This window comes from Actinomadura sp. WMMB 499, assembly GCF_008824145.1.
In the GTDB taxonomy this organism is placed as follows: domain Bacteria; phylum Actinomycetota; class Actinomycetes; order Streptosporangiales; family Streptosporangiaceae; genus Spirillospora.
This window is the reverse complement of sequence record NZ_CP044407.1, coordinates 1,710,323-1,729,309: the sequence shown is the minus strand read 5'-3', so window position 1 is coordinate 1,729,309 and position 18,987 is coordinate 1,710,323. Positions and strand designations below refer to the sequence as shown.

At 74.0% G+C, this 18,987-nt stretch carries 19 protein-coding genes and 1 pseudogene; 6 read left to right on the top strand and 14 right to left on the bottom strand.

What is annotated here, in order from left to right; translation table 11 throughout:
• Positions 1-14 precede the first annotated feature (14 nt).
• On the bottom strand, positions 15-614 hold the full coding sequence (locus tag F7P10_RS07565; RefSeq protein ID WP_151008698.1) for a TetR/AcrR family transcriptional regulator: 600 nt from the start codon (positions 612-614) through the stop codon (positions 15-17).
• 86 nt (positions 615-700) lie between these two features.
• On the opposite strand from F7P10_RS07565, the gene F7P10_RS07560 reads away from it, so the two are divergent.
• Both F7P10_RS07560 and F7P10_RS07555 read left to right on the top strand, forming a co-directional pair.
• Positions 701-1,438, top strand: a complete 738-nt coding sequence (locus F7P10_RS07560) for an SDR family NAD(P)-dependent oxidoreductase (protein WP_254716468.1) — start codon at positions 701-703, stop codon at positions 1,436-1,438.
• 50 nt (positions 1,439-1,488) lie between these two features.
• A complete protein-coding gene (locus F7P10_RS07555; protein WP_151008696.1) occupies positions 1,489-2,184 on the top strand; it encodes a histidine phosphatase family protein in 696 nt (231 codons plus the stop codon).
• On the opposite strand, the gene F7P10_RS07550 is transcribed toward F7P10_RS07555, so the two are convergent.
• The 12 genes and pseudogenes from F7P10_RS07550 to F7P10_RS07500 form a co-directional block, all read right to left on the bottom strand.
• Positions 2,181-3,029: a biotin-dependent carboxyltransferase family protein gene (locus tag F7P10_RS07550; protein ID WP_151008695.1), complete on the bottom strand. Its 849-nt coding sequence runs from the start codon at positions 3,027-3,029 to the stop codon at positions 2,181-2,183. The two genes, F7P10_RS07555 and F7P10_RS07550, sit on opposite strands and share 4 nt — an antisense overlap.
• Positions 3,026-3,640, bottom strand: coding sequence for a 5-oxoprolinase subunit PxpB (pxpB, locus tag F7P10_RS07545; RefSeq protein WP_151008694.1), 615 nt, complete (start codon positions 3,638-3,640; stop codon positions 3,026-3,028). Before pxpB ends, F7P10_RS07550 begins: the two co-directional genes overlap by 4 nt.
• Positions 3,637-4,388: pseudogene (locus F7P10_RS07540) on the bottom strand (LamB/YcsF family protein). Before F7P10_RS07540 ends, pxpB begins: the two are co-directional and overlap by 4 nt.
• Before the next feature lie 12 nt (positions 4,389-4,400).
• Positions 4,401-4,766, bottom strand: a complete 366-nt coding sequence (locus F7P10_RS07535) for a hypothetical protein (protein WP_151008693.1) — start codon at positions 4,764-4,766, stop codon at positions 4,401-4,403.
• Complete coding sequence (locus F7P10_RS07530) at positions 4,763-5,395, bottom strand: hypothetical protein (protein WP_151008692.1); 633 nt, start codon at positions 5,393-5,395, stop codon at positions 4,763-4,765. Before F7P10_RS07530 ends, F7P10_RS07535 begins: the two co-directional genes overlap by 4 nt.
• 172 nt (positions 5,396-5,567) lie before the next feature.
• Positions 5,568-7,184, bottom strand: a complete 1,617-nt coding sequence (locus F7P10_RS07525; protein ID WP_151008691.1) for an SseB family protein — start codon at positions 7,182-7,184, stop codon at positions 5,568-5,570.
• 103 nt (positions 7,185-7,287) lie between these two features.
• The gene (locus F7P10_RS07520; protein WP_254716467.1) at positions 7,288-8,478 is read right to left on the bottom strand and encodes an SseB family protein; all 1,191 of its coding nucleotides are present in this window, start codon (positions 8,476-8,478) and stop codon (positions 7,288-7,290) included.
• A gap of 98 nt (positions 8,479-8,576) precedes the next feature.
• Complete coding sequence (locus F7P10_RS07515; protein ID WP_368077462.1) at positions 8,577-9,620, bottom strand: hypothetical protein; 1,044 nt, start codon at positions 9,618-9,620, stop codon at positions 8,577-8,579.
• Positions 9,539-10,201 carry a hypothetical protein gene (locus F7P10_RS45350; RefSeq protein WP_368077461.1) on the bottom strand — a complete coding sequence of 221 codons (663 nt, stop codon included), beginning with the start codon at positions 10,199-10,201 and terminating at the stop codon, positions 9,539-9,541. The genes F7P10_RS07515 and F7P10_RS45350 overlap by 82 nt, the downstream gene beginning before the upstream one ends.
• A 65-nt stretch (positions 10,202-10,266) precedes the next feature.
• Positions 10,267-10,521: a hypothetical protein gene (locus F7P10_RS07510; RefSeq protein WP_151008690.1), complete on the bottom strand. Its 255-nt coding sequence runs from the start codon at positions 10,519-10,521 to the stop codon at positions 10,267-10,269.
• Between the two features lie 155 nt (positions 10,522-10,676).
• Positions 10,677-11,339 (bottom strand): cytochrome b/b6 domain-containing protein, encoded by a 663-nt coding sequence (locus F7P10_RS07505; protein ID WP_218040408.1) that lies wholly within the window; start codon positions 11,337-11,339, stop codon positions 10,677-10,679.
• Between the two features lie 100 nt (positions 11,340-11,439).
• Positions 11,440-12,144: a molybdopterin-dependent oxidoreductase gene (locus F7P10_RS07500; RefSeq protein WP_218040407.1), complete on the bottom strand. Its 705-nt coding sequence runs from the start codon at positions 12,142-12,144 to the stop codon at positions 11,440-11,442.
• Positions 12,145-12,227: 83 nt separating this feature from the next.
• Between F7P10_RS07500 and F7P10_RS07495 the strand changes: the two genes are divergently transcribed.
• The 3 genes from F7P10_RS07495 to F7P10_RS07485 all read left to right on the top strand — a co-directional run bounded on the left by F7P10_RS07495 (position 12,228) and on the right by F7P10_RS07485 (position 17,231).
• A complete protein-coding gene (locus tag F7P10_RS07495; protein ID WP_151008688.1) occupies positions 12,228-12,818 on the top strand; it encodes an HhH-GPD-type base excision DNA repair protein in 591 nt (196 codons plus the stop codon).
• 383 nt (positions 12,819-13,201) lie between these two features.
• Positions 13,202-15,319, top strand: a complete 2,118-nt coding sequence (locus F7P10_RS07490) for a SpoIIE family protein phosphatase (protein WP_176611343.1) — start codon at positions 13,202-13,204, stop codon at positions 15,317-15,319.
• A 265-nt stretch (positions 15,320-15,584) separates the two neighbouring features.
• Positions 15,585-17,231, top strand: a complete 1,647-nt coding sequence (locus tag F7P10_RS07485; protein ID WP_151008686.1) for an RNA polymerase sigma factor — start codon at positions 15,585-15,587, stop codon at positions 17,229-17,231.
• A gap of 164 nt (positions 17,232-17,395) precedes the next feature.
• Here F7P10_RS07485 and yaaA read toward each other — a convergent pair whose 3' ends face one another.
• Positions 17,396-18,139: a YaaA family protein gene (gene yaaA / locus F7P10_RS07480; RefSeq protein ID WP_151008685.1), complete on the bottom strand. Its 744-nt coding sequence runs from the start codon at positions 18,137-18,139 to the stop codon at positions 17,396-17,398.
• 32 nt (positions 18,140-18,171) lie between these two features.
• On the opposite strand from yaaA, the gene F7P10_RS07475 reads away from it, so the two are divergent.
• Positions 18,172-18,873: an N-acetyltransferase gene (locus F7P10_RS07475; RefSeq protein WP_254716466.1), complete on the top strand. Its 702-nt coding sequence runs from the start codon at positions 18,172-18,174 to the stop codon at positions 18,871-18,873.
• Positions 18,874-18,987: the final 114 nt, after the last annotated feature.

The window sequence follows — 18,987 nt, the reverse complement described above, 5'->3', positions numbered from 1 at the left end:
CCGGGCGTCCGGCGTCAGGCGTCCGGGGCCGGGCGCGGGGGCAGCGCGTCGAGGGCCAGGTCGGCGGCCCGCCGCAGGTCCTCGCGGGAGGTGCCGGCGGCGGCCTGCACCGACAGCCCGTACGAGACCGACCAGACGTACCGGGCCAGGGCGGCGGTGTCGGTGCCGGGCGGGAGGTCGCCCTCGACGCGTGCGCGCTCGAACCGTCGGGCGAGCATCTCCTCCGACCGGCGCCGCCTGGTCTCGATCTCGCGCCGTGCCGCCTCGTTCTGCCGTCCCGTGACGAGCGCGCCCTGGACGAACAGGCAGCCGCCGGGGCCGCTCGTGGTGACGTCGATCGTGCCCTTCAGGATCGCCGCCGCGACGGCGCGCGCGCTGGGCTCGGCCAAGGCCGCGCGGACGTACCCGGCGGGTCCCTCGGCGTACCGGTCGAGGGCCTTGCGGAACAGCGCGTCCTTGTTGCCGTAGGCGGCGTAGAGGCTCGGCCGGTTGATGCCCATCGCCTCGGTCAGGTCGGACAGCGCGGTGCCCTCGTAGCCCTGCCGCCAGAAGACGTCCAGGGCGCGGTCCAGCCGCTCGTCGACGTCGAACTCGCGGGGGCGTCCCGTCGGCATGTCCGCCATCTCCTCCCTTGCGTTCTGTATCGGTCAGTATAGTAGGCTCTCGTTCAATACCGATCGGTACAGAAATGGGGATCCCGATGGAACTCGACGGCAAGGTGGCACTGGTGACGGGCGGATCGCGGGGGATCGGCGCGGCGGCGGCCCGCGAGCTCGCCGCGCGCGGCGCGGACGTCGCCGTCGGCTACGTCGCGTCCGCGGACGGCGCCAAGGAGGTGGTCCGCGAGATCGAGGCGGCGGGCCGCCGGAGCGGCGCCTACCGGGCGGACACGGCCGACCCCGGGCAGGTCGCGGAGCTGATCCGCACGGTCGCGGCCGACTTCGGACGGCTGGACGTGCTGGTCAACAACGCGGGGGTGATCTCCTACGAGCAGGTCGGCCGGGGCGACGAGGCCGAACTCGACCGGATGTACGACGTGAACGTGCGCGGGGTCGTGGCCGCCGTCCGCGCCGCCGCGCCGGTACTGGCCGACGGCGGGCGGATCATCACGATCGGATCCACCCTGTCCCACCGGACCGGATCGCCGGGCATGGCCGACTACGCGGCGACCAAGGCCGCGGTCATCGGCTACACCCGGGGCGCCGCGCGCGACCTCGCCCCGCGCGGCATCACCGTGAACGTCGTCCGCACCGGCTCGACCGACACCGACATGAACCCTCAGGACGGTCCCAGCGCCGACTTCCAGCGGAGCCTCAACGCCATGGGCCGCTACGGGCGCCCCGAGGAGATCGCGGCGGGCATCGCGTTCCTCGCGAGCCCCGGCGCGTCGTTCGTCACCGGCAGCGTCCTGACGATCGACGGCGGCGCGCTGGCCTGAGGGCCGGGGCGCCCGGCCCGGCCACCGGGGCGGACGTTAGTGTTCGGAGCGTGGACGAGCGGGATGAGCCGGTCGAATACCGGCAGACGCGGTACAAGGCCCCCGACGGCGCGACGGAGGTGCTGCTCATCCGGCACGGCGCGTCCGCCCCGGCCCGTGCCGACGCCCCCTTCCCCACGGTGGACGGGCAGGGCGACCCGGAACTGGCGCCGGAGGGACGGGAGCAGGCCGAGCAGGTCGGCGAGCGGCTCGGCGGCGAGACCTTCGACGCCCTCTACGTGACGACGCTGCGCCGGACGCACGAGACGGCCGCGCCGCTCGCGCGCCGGCTCGGCATGGAGCCCGTCGTCGAGCCGGGCATGCGCGAGGTGCATCTCGGCGAGTGGGAGGGCGGCCTGTTCCGCCGCCGGGTCGCCGAGAACGACCCGATCGCGGCGCGGATGTTCGCCGAGGAGCGCTGGGACGTCGTCCCCGGCGCGGAGGCGTCCGAGGCGTTCGCCGCGCGGGTCGAGGAGAGCATCACCCGGCTCGCCGCGAAGCACGCGGGCGGGCGGATCGCGGTGTTCACCCACGGCGGCGTGATCGCGCAGGCCCTCGCCGCCGCGACCGGCTCCCGGCCGTTCGCGTTCCTCGCCCCCGACAACGGATCGATCTCCCGGCTGGTGCGGCTCGGCGACCTCACGCAGGTCCGCGGGTTCAACGACGTCTCGCACCTGGACTGGTCCGCGCCCGCCCCGCTCACCTAGAGGCGGAACCGGACGCGCTGTCCCGGGCGCAACTGCGCCGCGTCCGGGACCGACGCGGACGCCAGCACCGCGATGACGGGGTAGCCGCCGGTCGTCGGATGGTCGGCGAGGAACACGATGGGGAGCCCGCTGGGCGGCACCTGCACCGCCCCGGTCACCATCCCCTCGCTGCCCGGTTCCCCCTCGCGCGACCGCCGCAGCGCGGGACCGTCCAAACGGACCCCGACACGGTTGCTGTCCGGCGACACCTCGTACACGGCGGCCGTGAGCGTGCGCAGCGCGTCCGGCGCGAACCAGTCGTCCCTAGGGCCGGGCAAGACCCGCAGTACCGGCGTCTCCGGCAACGGCACGCCGGGGGCGACGTTGACGGTGATCGGGGCAAGTCCCGTGACCGGCCCCAAGGGCAGCCGCTCCCCGACCCTCAGCGGCGCCGGACCGAGACCCGACAACAGGTCGGTCGAACGGCTCCCCAGCACTTCTCCTGCCGCGACCCCACCGCGCACGGCCAGGTAGCTGCGCAGCCCCGAAAGCGGCAACCCGAACTCGACGAGCGCACCGCACGGGACATGGCACGGCGCGTTCGTCCAGTGCGCGCGACCTCCGATTCGCAGCGGCACCACGGCGCCCGTGACCGCGATCCACGCCCCACGGTGGAAACGCAAAGCGGCCCCGCCCAGCGTGAGCTCCACGCCCGCCGCGCCCTCCGGATTGCCCACGAGCCGGTTCGCGAGCCGCAGCGCGCGCTCGTCCGCCGCACCCGACCGGGGGACCCCCAGATGCGCGAGTCCGGGCCTGCCGAGGTCCTGGACGGTCGCCAGCGGCCCCGGCCGGACGATCTCGATCAACGATCGTCCTCGGGGACGAACCGGACACGCGTCCCCGGGCGCAGCAGCGACGGCGGATCGCGCTCGACGTCCCACAGCACCGCCGCCGTCCGCCCCAGCAGCCGCCAGCCGCCCGGCGACCGCGACGGGTATACCGCCGCGTACGGGCCCGCGACCGCCACCGACCCCGCCGGGACCGCCGTGCGCGGCGACTCCCGCCGCGGCACGTGCAGCGCCGGATCCAGCCCCGTCAGATACCCGAAACCGGGCGAGAACCCCAGGTACGCGACCGTGTACCAGGCGTCCGAATGCCGCCGCACGACCTCGTCCCGCGAGAGCCCCGTCAGGCGCGCGACCTCCTCGAGGTCCTCCCCGTCGTACACGACCGGGATCCGCACCGGCTCCGCGTCCCCGGCCGCGTCCTCCGGCGGCCGCAGCCCCGGCAGCGCACCCGCCAGCCGCTCCATGTCCGTGCCCGGCTCGGCGACCACCAGCACGGTCCGCTCGCCCGGCACCACGTCGACCACACCGGCCGGACGAGCGTCCCGCAGCGCCGCGTCCAGCCGGTGCGCGCTCGCCAGATCGCCCGTCTCCACCAGCAGTGCCGCGTCCCCCGCCCGCAGGACCCTCACGCGAACGGCTCCAGCGCCACGCCCGCGTCCGTCAGCGCCGCCCGCACCGCCCGCGCCAGCACCACCGCGCCCGGCGTGTCGCCGTGCACGCACATCGACCGGGCCCGCAGCGCCACGTCGCTGCCGTCCACCGCGACCACGCGGCCGTCCACCGCCATCCGGACGGCCCGCCGCACGACCTCGTTCGGGTCGTGCACCACCGCCCCCGGCTCCCGCCGCGACACCAGCCGCCCCGCCGGCGTGTACGCGCGGTCGGCGAAGCACTCCGCCACCACCGCCAGCCCCCGGCTGCCTCGTGCACCGCTGAGCCCGGCAGCGTCAGCAGCGGCAGCGACGGATCGAACGCCCGCACCGCGTCCGCCACCGCCCGCGCCTGCGTCTCGTCGCGCGCGACCCGGTTGTACAGCGCCCCGTGCGGCTTGACGTACGCGACCCGTCCGCCCTCGGTACGGGCGATGCCGTCCAGCGCCGAGATCTGGTACAGCACCTCCGCGGTGAGCTCGTCCGGCGCCACGTCCATCTCCCGGCGGCCGAAACCGGCCAGGTCCCAGTACGACACCTGCGCGCCGATCGTCACCCCGCGCTCCACCGCCGCCGCGCACACCCGGCGCATGATCAGCGGATCGCCCGCGTGGAACCCGCACGCCACGTTCGCGCTGGTGATCACGTCGAGCAGCGCAAGGTCGTCGCCCAGCTTCCAGACCCCGAACCCCTCACCGAGGTCGGCGTTGATGTCGATGACCGCCATGCCACGACCTTCTCAGACGATCTCCTCGCGGACGTCCTCGACCTCGTGCCGCGACGCCCACGCCTGGTGCACGCCCCGGTCGAACGTCTCCAGCCCGAGCCGCTCCGCCACCGGCGCCTTCCCGCCCGTGTACTCCACCCGCAGCCAGCCGTCCTGCTCGCCCAGCACCACGAACGGCTCTCCTCGCCAGACGCAGCGCGTGCTCACGTAATGCAGATGGTCGATCTCCGCCGCCGGCACCACCCGCAGGTACCGCTCGGCCGCGATCCGCCGGAACCCCTCGGCCTCCCGCTCCGCGTACAGCCGCACGAGATCCCCGTCCGGGCTCGCCTCGTACTCGCCGCCGCGCCACCCCGCGTAGTACCCGTGCCGGATCATGCCCGTCCTCCCGGCAGCTTCACGTGCCACTGCCGCAGGTCGGTGTCGAACACGGCCACGAGCCGCTCCACCCCCTGCGAGTCCAGCCGGTACAGCTCCGCCCCGTGCGGCAGCCGCTGGCTGTCGATCTTGAACTCCGGGATCGACGGCCCCTCGCCCGGCGCGTACCCCGACCCCGGGAACGGCGCCTTCTCGATCACCCAGCCGCCCGGGACGATCCCCATGCTCCACTCGTCGATCCCGCCCAGCGGACGCCGGAACAACGGCGGTTTCACCGCCGCCCACCGGATCACGAACACCTCTTCGTCCGCCGGGCTGAACGGCGACCCCTCGTACACCAGGCCCAGCGCCCGGACGACCGCCGCCGGAGTGCCCAGCTCCCGCACGTCCTCGAAACGGTGCACGTACCCGGCGACCAGGTCGTACCCGCCCTCCAGGTAGTGCCGGACATGGTCGCCCCGCACGACCTTCTGCATCACCACGACCTGCCGCCCCGCCGCGACGTCCTCCCCGCCCGGACGATCACCGCCGTGCCCCTCCCGCCCTGGTTCCGTGGCGCCGAACGGCCCGTCGTGCGGACGGTCGTCGGGTGCGGTGCCGGGCCCGGTGTGTGCGCTCGGGCTGCCCATGCCGGTGTGGGGCGCCTGGTGTGTGCCGAGTGTGGCTTCGGGGGGACGGTCGTCGGCCGTGGTGCCGGGAGCATCGGTGCCGTGGGCGCTCGGGCTGCCTGAGCCCGAGCGGGGCGTTCGGTGTGCGGTGCCGAACGGGCGGTCGTCGGGTGCGGTGCCGGGCTTGGTGCCGCTATGGGGACCCGGGCTGCCCAGGCTGGTGTGGGGCGCCTGGTGTGTGCCGAGCGTGCTTTCGGGGGACGGTCGTCAGCCGTGGTGCCGGGAGCACCGGTGCCGTGGGTGCTCGGGCTGCCCGGGCCGGTGTGGGGCGCGCCGGGCGCGGGGCCGAGCGGGCTTTCGTGGGGGTGGCCGCCGGAGGCGTCGCCCACGTCGTCGCGTGGCTCGCTCCCGCGCGCGCTTGGGTCGTCGCTTCCCGGCCGGGGGCCGCTGGGCGCGCGCGGTGAACCGGTCGAGGACGGGCCGGGCCCGCCGGGTGCCGTGTCGGCGGGACGTTCGGTGCGCGAGGCCGCGAGCCGGTCGCGGGGGTCGTGCCCGGGTAGGTCCGCGTCCTGTCCAGGGCCGGGCGGCGGCGTGCGCAGGCCGTCGCGGGTTCGCCCGCTCGTGCGCCGGGCTCGGAAGGGGTCCACCGGGTCGAGAAGGCGTCCGGGGCGCCGGACGGCGTTACGGCGGGACGTTCGTCACCGTGCCGAAGCTCGGTCGGGCGGACGCCGGGGCCCTCGTGGAGTTCCCTCTCGCGTGCGCCGGGCTCGCCGGGCGCTGAACCGGTCGAGAACGGGCCCACGGCGCCTGGGGCGGCCTCGGGTGCGGTTCGGGCGCCCGCAGCCGGAGGGGCGCTCCCCTGCGGCGGTCCCGCGGGGACGGAGTCGATCGGGGTCTCGGCCGGAGCGGCGCGCCTCCGGCCCGGTTTGCGTTCGCGGCGGGACGGCTTCGGCGGTTCGGCGTGCTCGGGCTCGAACAGGGCGTTGGCGTCCAGGTACGAGGCGCTGGGCAACCCGGGGTTGACGGCGAGCTGCCAGCGGGGGTTCGGCCAGCGGCGGGCGAGCCGCGCCAGGGACTCCTCCCGGTGATGGACGGCCTGGCCCTGCAGGGATCGCTCCATGGCCTCGGGGGAGGTGAACGCGAGGATGAAGGTGCCGTCGCCGAACTGGGCCGTCGCGTACTGGTGGTCGGTGCCGCCGGGGTTGTTCGGCGCGGGCAGGTAGAGGGTGGCGCGGGCCAGCAGCTCGAGGTAGCCGCGCTGGTCGCCGCGCTCGCGGGCGTCGGCGAGGGCGGTCTCGAGGGCCGAACCGGACGGGCGTTCGGCGCGGCGCTCGCCGCCCTCGGGGATCGCGACCGGGATGCCGAGGCCGGGCAGGGCGAGGGGGCCGCCCTCCTTGCCGATGCGGGCCGCCTGGTAGACGAGCTCGAGCGGGGAGTCGATGCCGTAGACGTCGCGGAACGCGCCGACCATCCGGCCCGCGAGCATCGCGCACGCTTCGAGGCGTTCGGCGGCGGCGCGCCCGTCCTTGTCGCGGCGGCCGGGTTCGCGCAGGTCGAAGTGGTCCCACCAGTTGCGGCGGCGCGCGTCGTCCGGCGGCTCCCAGCCGAGCGAGCGCAGTCGGCGTTCCTGCAGGTGGCCGAGGGGGCGGGGCAGGAACGCGCTGCCGACGGCCTCGGCGTCCATGCCCTGTTCGGCGCGCATCGCCTGGACGTAGGGCATGCCGGACGGCGCCTGCACGATGATGAACGACTGCACGGGCAGACGCGAGAGTTCCAGGGTCAGCCGCTTGGCGAAGTCGTTCCAGTCCACTCGGGTCCACTCTCACGTCCGTGGGGGCGGGGGCCGCCGTACCCGGCGGTAGTAAGACGTTAGCGGAATGCCGCGCCGGAGCGTCGGCCGGTCGGCGGGACGGTCAGTCGGACCGCGGGGCGGGCACGGCGTCGGCCCGGGCGGGCGCCCAGACGGCGCCGATGGCGTCGTAGACGGCCACCGGGGTCTGGTCGTTGGCGCCGTTCCAGCGCCAGAGCCGGGTGCCGTGCGGCGGCCGGATCGGGACGCCCGCCGGTTCGGCGGGTCGCGGCGGCGCGCCGAGCGGTTCGGGCTCGGGCTCGGGTTCGGGGGCGGAGTCGAAGTAGGGGGTCCCGGCGTCGAGCGCCTTCTGCAGGTCCTCGACGGAGTAGGCGTCGATCGTGGTCTGCGGGACCTCCTGCTCGCCGTTCACCGACGGCGACCCGTGCTCGGCGCTGAGCCGGGCGAGCGCGGTGACGTCGAGCAGGACCTCGCTCGGCAGCCCCGCGTTGATCGCCAGCTGCCAGGCCGGGTCCGGCCAGCCGGCCGACAGCGCCGCGAACGACGTGCGGCGGTACAGGCCGGGGTGGCGGTCGCCGGTGCGGGCGAGGGCGCCGGGGGAGGTGAACACGGTGACGTAGGTGGCGCCGCCGATGGTGACCGTGGGCAGCTCGGCGCGGTCGGGGTCCTCGACGGCGGGGCCGGTCGCGGGCAGGACGAGGTCGGCGCGGCCGAGCAGCGAGAAGTACGTCCCGTGGTCGCCGCGCTCCTTGGCGCCGGTGAGCAGCGGCTCCAGCTCGTCGGCGCCGGCGGCCGGCGGCTCGGACGCGTCCGCCGCGAGGTCGGGCGCGGGGTCGCGGCGCCGGGTGATGCGGGACGGGTCGGCGATGTCGATGCCGAAGCCGGGCAGTTCGATCAGTCCGGTGCCGTGCCGGTGGAACGACTCGTACACCAGCTCGGACGGGCGGCGCACGCCCTGGACGTCCCGCAGTGCGGTGACCATCACCTCGGCGAGCCGCGCGAAGTCGCCGGGCAGGCCGCCGCCGGGCAGCTCGGTCCACCAGTTGCGGGGGGCCGGTTCGGCGGGCGGCCGCCAGCCCGCCTCGCTCATGACCTCCTCGTCGGCCGGCGTGAGCAGCAGCGGGCCGACCAGGAAGTTGTTGCTGACGGCCTCCGCGTAGAGCCGGTCGGGCTCGCGCATGGCCTGGACGTAGTGGCGGCTCTCGTCGCGCTCGCGCACGATGAGGATCGTGTCCCGTTCGAGCGCCGCCAGCTGGCGCGCCAGCCGCCGGCCGAACTCGGACCACTCCAACAAGATCACTCCCTACGACCGGGGGCCGGTCTCTCGCCCCCTGGAGACCGTGCCCGCAAACCGATGATCGTCGCCGGGGCCGTCGCGCGCAAACCGGCCCGTCACCCCGGCGGGGGTTCGTGACGGAGGCCACGCAGGGCGTCGCGGAGGGCTCGCGGGTCGCCGTCGTGGTCGTCGAGGACGTCGATGAGGCGGTGCAGGATCTCGTGCCGCGGCCAGCCGTCGTCCAGGAGCGCCTGGGCGGTCTCCCACAGGTCGGGGGGATCGCCGTCCCACAGCCGGGCGGTGACCCGCTCGTGGGCGTCGAGATGCTCGTCGCCCGCGCTGGGGTGCTCGAACTCGAGGATGACGCGGCGGTCGTCCGGGTCGGAGGGGTCCAGCGCGGACAGGTCGATCGCGCCGTGCCGTCCCGAGCTGCGGTGGGTGCCGGTCAGGAAGGGCAGCGCGAACGCGCGGCGGGGGAGCGCCTCCAGGTCGCTGTCGGGCAGGAGGCGGGCGACGATCTCGCGGTCGAGGCCGAACGCGGACGGGTCGCGGTAGGCCTCGGCGAACGTGGCGGTGGCGTCCCAGACGGCGTCCAGGGTCGCCCGGACGCCCTCTTCGGGCAGGCCCGTGCGGCGGCCCGCCCAGCGCACCCATGCGGCCAGGACGTGCGGGGCGGCCTCCTGCTCGCCCGGGGACAGCAGGACCTTGCGGGGCAGCCAGTCGAGCAGGAACATCTCGCACTTGACCGGGCTGACCCGCAGCGGACGCCCGAAGTCGTGCTCGCAGCCGTACTCGATGATCCGGTCGACGCAGCGGCTGGCGGCGGACCGGTCCGACAGCTCCTCGGCCTCGTCGGACGCCAGGAACCGGGCGGCAAGCGTGGCGCGGCGGTCACGCCCGTACACGGGCGGCTGCGGGAGCCGCCCGCCCGGCGGGAGGAGCCCGGCGCGCGCGCGGACGAACGCGTGGTAGGAGCCGAACCCGTCGTTCACGGGCGGGTCGTCGACGCCGTTGGTGAGGTCGAGGGCGCTCCGCAGCAGCGCCTTGGTGTCGCGGGCGTCGAGCCGCTCGAACCGCATCAGCGGGTTGTCGCGGCCCTCGGTGCGGCAGTGGTCGAGCAGCCGGTCGACCCGCGACGACACCCACGCGTCCCGCACCATGCCGCTCGCGGGCGGCCCGGCCGCGACGGTCCGCCGCGGGGGCGGCGCCGCCCCGGCTCCGGGACGGTCTCGGCCTTCGTCCGGTCGACCAGGACGACGAGCGCGTGCCGCTCGGAGCCGCCGTAGGCGTAGACGCAGACGATCGAGTCCTGGTCGCCGTAGACGTCGCGGGACACGAAGCACTGCTCGGGCGCCACCGTCCCGACCCGGTCGGCCCAGCCGGGACGGGCGACGCCGCGCTTCATCAGCTTCAGGGCCGCGCGCTCGGCCCGCACGGCCTGCCGGGGCGTGCCCAGGTAGGCGATGCCGGTGAGCAGGGCGAGCGCGGCGGGCGTCGCGGCCCGCTCGGCGTGCCCGACGAGGGCCTCGCCGATGACCTCCTCGACGTCGCCGCCGGGCACGCGGTGCCCCCACCACGACCCGAGGATCTCGCTGACGATCAGCTCGGCGTCCAGCGGGCTGCGGACGGCCAGCAGCTCGCGGGCGTGGTGCAGCATGCCGTCGAAGATCTCCGCGACCTCGCCGGGGGCGTCGCGCGGCGCCGGTTCCCCGGGGGATCGGTGGCGGCTGCGGGGAGTCACCTACCCAGCTTGTCAGATTCCGGGCCGCCGGTCTCCGTAACGCGGACGCCGGGCGGCGCGCCGCTTCAGCCGTCGGCGCCGCCTCCCGGGGACCGTCCCGAGGGCGGCTCGGATTTCAGCATGCCCGTGAGGTGCTCGCGCGCCATCCGCTCGACGCGCGGCGGCGTGGGCTCGAGACCGAGGTGGGACATGCGGGCCTGGACGTCGGCCACGCAGCGGTGCACGGCGTCCGGCGGGAAGTTCGCGAACTCGTCGGAGAGCCGGGTCGCGAGCGCGTCGCCGGGCTCGGTCCGGTCCAGTGCAGGCAACTGTGCAGGCATCTGCGCACACCTCCGCGCACGGGGTTCCGGCGGACGGGACGGCCGCCGGCCGAGACGAGGCGCGCGGATTCCGCCCGCGGCCGCCGATCACCGGCGGGCGGGCCGCCGTCCGCACCTTGCCTCGATGTCCCATTCCAGCCGTTTTGCGGGGAGAGTCAAGACATGCCGGGTGGTCGGTTCGCAAATTCTGGACCGGCCCGCCCGGCCTGCTCCCCGGGCGGCCCGTCCTCCCGTCCGTCCTCCCGTCCGGCCCGCGCCCTCGCGGCGGCGTCCGCCCAGCCGGGGTGGTGCCGCCGCGCCCACGCGAGGTCGACGCGCCCGGTGCGCATCCCGGCGAGCGCGCCCCGGTCGCCGAACGCCATCCACAGGTGCCCGGCCGTGACCACGAGGACGATCAGGAAGAGCCAGTCGTGGACGAACGTCGCGCCCGTCCGCCACTCGTCCGGCCACGGCCCGGGGAACGTAAGGATCTCCCCGGTCGCCAGCATGATCAGGATCGCGCCGAGCGTGAACGACGCGTTCAGCTTCTGGCCCGCGTTGAACTTCCCCACCGGCAGGATCCCGCGGCCGCCTTGGACGTCCCGCCGGTCGCGGCGCCGCAGCCACTCCCAGTCGTGCGGGGCGAAGCGGTTCAGCCGCCGGACGTCCGCCCGGAAGGCCCGCGACAGCAGCCCGAGGACGATCGGCACGGGCAGCGCGAACCCGCACCACACATGGACGTCCTTGACCATCTCGCGACGTCCCACGAGCGTTGTCAGGAACGGGAAGTACAGCAGCGCCGCCGTCACCAGGCACACCAGCATCAGCAGCCCGGTCACGTGATGGACCGATCGCTCCGCCCTGGTGAACCGCGGCAGCCACCCCGAGGACGGCTCCGCCCCGCCGGGCTCGCGGGGGGACGTCCCAGGTCGGGACGGCTCAGGTGGGGACATCGTCACGTCCGTTCGATCGGCCCACCCAGGCGTCGACGTCGTAGCCGCGCTCCTCCCAGTAACCCGGCTCGACCTCGTCGGTCAGTTCGATGCCGTCCAGCCACTTGAGGGACTTGTAGCCGTACATGGGTGCCACGTAAAGACGCGTGGGGCCGCCGTGATCGTGCGTGACCGGCTTGCCCTGCATCTGGGTCGCGACCAGGACGTCCCGGCGGCGCGCCTGCTCCAGCGTCAGCGACTCGGTGTACACCCCGTCGAAGGATGTGAACCGCACCGCACGGGCCCGTGGCGACACTCCGACGGCGTCCAGCAGGTCGGGAAGCGCGACGCCCGCCCACTGCACGTCGTCGACCCGCCACCCCGTCACGCACTGGAAGTCGCGGGTGAGGGACGTCTGGCGCAGCCGGGCCAGGTCCGCCATCCGGAACGTCCGGGGGCGCCGCACGAGGCCGCCGACCCGCAGCCGGTACGACGCGGCGGTGCGCCGGTCGACGCTCGCCGTCACCGAGTAGTACCGGAAACCGCCCGCCGCGGGCAGGACGTTCTGGATCGTCCCCACCGGCGCCAGCGCCTGGCTCACCTTGTCCTGGAGCGACGCGCCCACCGCCACCCCGGCCGCGCCCAGGCCGAGCATGCCCAGGACGACCCGGCGTCCCACAGGCGCGCCTTCTGGCGATTCATCCTCGTTCACGTCCCCATTGGAGCAGCACGGCCGGGGCGCGAACAGGGCCGATCCGCCGCACGTAAGACTTCCGACAGATCTAAGGTGGGGGCATGGCCACGAAGGTTCATCTCGCGCAGCGGCCGGAGGCCGACGAACTGCTGGGGCGCAGCCCGCTCGCCGCGCTGATCGGCATGCTCCTCGACCAGCAGGTGCCGATGGAGTGGGCGTTCTCCGGGCCCTACACCATCATGGAGCGCCTCGGCTCGGACGATCTGGACGCCCACGAGATCGCCGCCTGCGACCCCGAGCGGTTCGCCGCGCTGCTGTCCGAGAAACCGGCCGTGCACCGCTATCCGGGGTCGATGGCCAAGCGCGTCCAGCAACTGTGCCAGTACCTCGTGGAGCACTACGACGGCGACGCCGAACGGCTGTGGAAGGACGCCGGCGGCGGCAAGGAGCTGTTCAAGCGGCTGAACGCGCTCCCCGGCTACGGCAAGCAGAAGGCGCAGATCTTCGTGGCGCTCCTCGGCAAGCAGTACGGGGTCCGCCCGGAGGGCTGGCGGGAGGCCGCCGGCGACTACGGAGCGGAGGGATCGCGCCGCTCCGTCGCCGACATCACCGGGCCCGACTCGCTCGCCGAGGTCCGCGCGTTCAAGCAGCGGCAGAAGGCGGCCGCGAAGGCGGCGAAGACCGGCGGGTAGGCGCCCGCGCCGAGCCCGCCCGCGCGGACTCGCCGAAGGACCCGAGATGCCCTCCTCCGGCGCCCGCGCACCGTAACATCTCCTACTCGCCGTTCCGATGGAGCGCCGCCGGCGCGCCGCGGGACGGCGCAGAGTCCGAGGAGGTCGCCCATGACCGGAGACGACGGAGTCGCCGGGGGTTCCGTAGGCGGCCGACCATCGGGATGATGAGTACCTGACTCCGACCGGTGTTGTGATGGAGGCGGGAGCGCTAACCTGCTCCCATTCACTCATAGTGATGAAAACTTGCCGCGCGGTACGGGATCTTCGGGGCGGAGGTGGTGTCCGTGAGCACTGAGACGTCCGTCCCGCACCCTCGCGTATCAGGGGTGGAGGAGCAGCCCATGGATGCGTCCGACGCCGCGCTCTACGCGACCCTGCTGAAGGAGGCCCCCGGCGGGCTCGCCTTCTTCGACACCGAACTGCGCTGCCGCCGGGCCAGCGACGGGCTCGCCGCGCTGCTCGGCCGGCCCGTCCGCGACCTGCAGCAGCGCCGCCCCGCCGAGACCCTGCCCGAGCCGCTGGCGACCGCGTTCGAGGCGGCGCTGCGCACCGTCCTGGCCGAGGGCCGCCCGCTGGACGACGAACTGGTCGTCCCGCCGCCCGCCGCGGACCCCGCCCCGCCCGGCGCGGACGCGCCCGGCGGCGCCGTGGACGCGCCGCCCGCCGCGGCCGTCGGCGAGCGGGTCCTCGCGTGCGCCTGGCTGCCCGCCCGCGGTCCCGGCGGCGAGCGGCCCGGCGGCGAACCGTCCGGCGTCGTGCTCGCCGTGCTGGACGTCACCGAGCGGCGCCGCGCCGAGGAGGTCGTCCGCCGCAAGGAGCAGCGCTACCGCTCCCTCATCGAGGCCGGCGAACAGGTCGTCTGGGTCGCCGCCGCGGACGGCCGGGTGCTGGACGACGCGCCCGACTGGCGCGCGATCACCGGCCAGGCGCCCGACGAGTACGCCGAGGGCGGCTGGCTGTCGGTCGTCCACCCCGAGGACCGTCCCCGCATCGAGACGATCTGGGCCGCGGCCGTCGAGGAGAACCGGGTCTTCGAGACCAACTACCGCATCCGCACCAAGGGCGGCGCCTACCGGCACTTCGACGTGCGGGCCGTGCCGATCTGGGAGAACGGCGCGGTGATCGAGTGGGTCGGCGCCAACACCGACGTCACCGGGCAGCGCGAGGCCGAGGAGATGCGCGGCCGGCTGACCGAGCAGCTGTCGGCCGCCGCGCTGCGCACCGCCCGGCTCCAGCAGGCGACCTCGATGCTCGCCGAGGCGCTCACCGTCTCCCAGGTCGTCCAGGTGATCACCGAGGTCGGCCGGTCGGCGATCGGCGCCGACTACTCCGCCGTCGCGCTGCTGGACGACGACAAGCTGCGGCTCAGCGTCGTGACGCCGTCCCAGCCGGGCGCCGAGGAGGACGCCGGGCACGCGTCCCCCGCCGAGATCAAGGTCAGCGACCAGACGGTCATGTCGATCGCGGTGCGGGAGGGACGGCCGTTCCTGGCCGAGCATCCCGACAGCCTCCGCCTCCAGCTCGGCCGCGACGAGAAGGGCCTGTTCGCCCGGCACACCGAGGAGCGCGCCTGGGTGGGACTGCCGCTGCTCGCCGCGGGCGCCCCCATCGGCGCGCTGCGGTTCTCCTTCACCCGCCCCCGCGAGATCACCGAGGAGGAGCGGGTCTTCCTGGAGGCCCTCGCCGGCCAGTGCGCCCTCGCCGTGGAGCGGGCGCTGCTGTTCGAGCGCGAGCACAAGACCGCCGAGGAGCTGCAGCGCAGCCTGCTGCCGAGCGACCTGCCGCAGGCGCCGGGGATGGTCCTCGCCGCCCGCTACAACCCCGCGACGCGCCACGTGCAGGTCGGCGGCGACTGGTACGACGTGTTCCGGCTGCCCGACGACCGGCTCGCCGTCGCCGTCGGCGACGTGATGGGCAAGGGCGTCCTCGCGGCCGCTGGCATGGGCCGCGTCCGCAACGCGCTGCGCGCCCTCGCGCTCAACGATCCCCGCCCGGCCGCCGTCCTCGCCGGGCTCGACCGGCTGTTCAGCGCCACCGAGGACGAGGAGCAGTTCACCACCGTCACCTACGCGGTCATCGACCCCGAGACCGGCCGCGGCGCCTTCAGCAACGCCGGGCACCCGCCGGCCCTGCTGATCTCGCCGGACGCGCCCGCGAAGGTCAGCGAGGAGGAGGCCGGAACGCCCCTCGGCTGGCCCAGCCCGCGAGAACAGACAAGTTTTTCCATCGAAACCGGCAACACTGTCGTCTTCTATTCCGATGGACTTGTGGAGAACCGTAGACGTGGGGTGCACGCAGGTCTGGAGGAGCTCGTCGCCGTGGCCGAGGACGCCCCACCCGAAGTGGTAGGAGATCCCGAGAGACTCGTCGACTTCCTGGTCGATCGGATGCTTGCCGGATACGAGCAGGTAGACGATGTGACCGTGCTCGCCCTGCACGTCCCGCCCAAGCTCGCGTGAGAACGTCCGGACACGACGCGAAGACGTCACGAAGACGGAGCCGTACGTACGAAGGACCGTCTCGCGCCCTCTAAGGTGGAGAGTTACCGGGTAGGACATCAGAGGCGGAAAGCGCAGCGTTACCGGAATGCTTGACCCAGGCAGAGCGGGTACGCTGCGGTCCGCACCGGAGGTCCCGCCCAGTGTGAGGTCCCACCTCGTGTAGGGCCGGGCCCGTCAGGGCACTTGGGTATATCCAAGCCACACGTTCGTTCGAGAGGTATTTGTGTCGCCTGCTAGCTCGACCTCGAAAGCGTCAGATCTGCACGATCACGTCATCGCGCAACTGATCGAGCGTGGACGGTCCCAGGGAAATCGCCTCGATGCCGACGACGTCCGCCGCACGTTCGAGGAGGCCGACATCCCGGTGTCCGCGGCCTCCAGCATCCTGCGGAGCCTCAGCAAGGAGGGTGTGACCGTCATGGTGAGCGCTGCCGACTCCGCGGCGCCCAAGCGTTCGCGCAAGCGCGCGGCGCCTGCGGCCCGCAGGCCCCGGACGGCCGCCGCGGCCAAGGAGCAGCCCGACACGGTGACCGCCGTCGTCGGCGACGCCGAGGGCGAGCCCGAGACCGAGCGTCCCGCCCGTCCGGTGCCGGCCAAGCCCGCCGCCAAGCAGGCGAAGCCGAAGAAGACCGCCGCCAAGCCGAAGAAGGCCGCCCCGAAGAAGGCGGACGCCAAGGCCCCGGCGAAGAAGGCCGGCGAGGACGCCGATCTCGAGGACGACGTCGACGTCGAGCTCGAGGACATGGGCGACGACCTCGAGGTCGAGCTCGTGGACGAGGCGTCCGACGCGTCCGACGCCGAGGAGACGCAGGAGCCGGAGGAGGAAGAGGCCCCGAACCCGAAGGCCCCGGTCGCCGCCGCCGCCAAGCCGGGCGCCGCGCCGTCGTCCGACGAGGAGGGCTTCACCCTCAGCGACGACGAGGAGGACGCGCCCGCGCAGCAGATCGCCGCCGCCGGCGCGACCGCCGACCCGGTCAAGGACTACCTCAAGCAGATCGGCAAGGTCCCCCTGCTGAACGCCGAGCAGGAGGTGGAGCTCGCCAAGCGCATCGAGGCCGGGCTCTTCGCCGAGGAGCGGCTCGCCGCCGACGGCCCCGCCCTCTCCGAGGAGGACCTCGAGGACTTCGAGTGGATCGCCGAGGACGGCCGCCGCGCCAAGAACCACCTGCTGGAGGCCAACCTCCGGCTCGTGGTGTCGCTGGCCAAGCGCTACACCGGCCGCGGCATGCTGTTCCTGGACCTGATCCAGGAGGGCAACCTCGGTCTCATCCGCGCCGTCGAGAAGTTCGACTACACCAAGGGCTACAAGTTTTCCACGTACGCCACCTGGTGGATCCGGCAGGCGATCACCCGCGCGATGGCCGACCAGGCCCGCACCATCCGTATCCCGGTGCACATGGTCGAGGTCATCAACAAGCTGGCGCGCGTCCAGCGGCAGATGCTCCAGGACCTGGGCCGCGAGCCCACTCCGGAGGAGCTGGCCAAGGAACTCGACATGACCCCGGAGAAGGTCGTCGAGGTGCAGAAGTACGGCCGCGAGCCGATCTCCCTGCACACTCCGCTGGGTGAGGACGGCGACAGCGAGTTCGGCGACCTCATCGAGGACTCCGAGGCCATCGTGCCCGCCGACGCGGTCAGCTTCACGCTCCTGCAGGAGCAGCTCCACTCGGTACTCGACACCCTCAGCGAGCGCGAGGCCGGCGTCGTGTCGATGCGGTTCGGCCTCACCGACGGGCAGCCCAAGACTCTGGACGAGATCGGCAAGGTGTACGGGGTCACCCGTGAGCGCATCCGCCAGATCGAGTCCAAGACGATGTCGAAGCTGCGGCACCCGTCCCGGTCCCAGGTCCTGCGCGACTACCTGGACTGACGAACGACGCGAAGGCCCCGCCGCACCCCCGCGGCGGGGCCCTTCCGCGCGCGCCCGACCTCCCGGCGGCCCCGATTCGGAGCCCCGGGGACGCCGCGATCCGTGCGGGCGGGCCCGCCTCGCCCCGTTCGACGGGCGGGCCGGTCCTCCAGGCCGCCCCTCGCTCAGTCGTGCAGGACGACGTCGAGGTTCGTGCCGTTGAGCTCGGCCGTGTGCCCGAGATCGACGACGGTCTTGAGCAGCTCCTCGGGGGTTCGCGGGTCGGCCCCGGCGGCGATCAGATCGTGGGCGATCTCCCCGCGGGTCGCCTTGGCCATGTGGCTGACCACCGAGCGCTCGGGCACGCCGTCGACGATGCGCTCGCGGAACACCCGGACGGCCACGGCGGGGCGCGGGGCCTTCCACGCCGACGCGTAGGGGCCCGATCGCATGTCGACGACGAGGCCGTCCGCCGGCCGCAGGGCGTCCCGCATGGCCGGACGCCAGAGGGCGCCCAGGCGGCCCACGGGCGGGAGCGACACCGCCATGGCGAGCCGGTAGGGCGGGACGCGGTCGGTGAGCCGCAGGGCGCCCCAGAGGCCGGAGAACACGATGATCCGGTCCGCGGCGGCGGGTTCGTCCAGGCTCGGCAGGTTCAGGTTGTCGTACAGGACGCCCGTGTAGAGCCGGGCGACCGGCAGCGCCGGGGCCTCGCGGAGCGCCCGGTTGCGGGCCAGGGCCTCGTCCTTCTGCCCCGCGGGAAGCCCGAGGACGTCGGCGGCGTCGTCGCGTCCGCAGACCTCGCCGAGCGCGGCCAGGACGCGTTCGCGCACGGGCGCGAGGCCGGGGAAGCTCAGCGCGCCGAGGTCCAGCGGCGGCCCGTCCCCCGCGGTGCTCTTCTTCTCCGAGGGGGGCAGCAGAATATGCACGTTCCTCCTGAAAGGCGCGATGGATGTTCCCGTTGGACGAGTTGGTCGCGGCGGCCTGGCCGGCCCCGACCGTCCACCATATTGACCGGTGGCGCCTCCGCCACGCCGGCGGCGTCACCAAGCGCGCGAACTCCGTGCTTCCGTTGGGGGAGCCCGGCGACCTGGAAGACGCCGTAGCGCGCGCGGAGCAGTTCTACACAGGCCTGGGCCTGCCCACGGTGTTCTCCATCAGCTCCCAGACGCACCTGGACGCGTTCCTGGACGATCGAGGCTACGCCCTCGTCGATCCCACGCTCGCCATGGTCCGCGACCTCGCGAGTGCGGCGGCGCCGGAGGAGGTGCGGATCACGGACGGCCCGTCGGACGCGTGGCTCGATCTCTGGTGGTCGGTCGACGGGCGCCACGGCGAGGTGCGTCCGGCGGTCGCCGAGCGGATCCTCACCGGCGTCCCGGCGGGATACGCGTCGCTGGACGGTGCCGCCGTGGGCCGCGCCGTCCCGCAGGGGGAGTGGCTCGGCGTGTACGCGATGGCGGTGGCGCCGGACGCGCGCAGGCGCGGGCTCGGACGGCGCGTCCTGCGGGCGCTCCTGGCCTGGGGACGCCTGCGGGGATGCCGCCGGGCGTACCTGGTGGTCGTCGAGCGCAACGCTGCCGCGCGGGCGCTGTACGCCGGGGAGGGATTCGTGGAAAAGGGTGGTTATCACTATCGCGTGAGGAACGTCACGTCTCCGTGAATCCCGGCACATCACGGTGACTCTCCGCGACGAAATTGCACACAGTGATCGGTCAATTACGATGCGCGTTCAATGTGCCGGTGGAGAAAGGTGAACGGCGGCCACCGTGTCCGG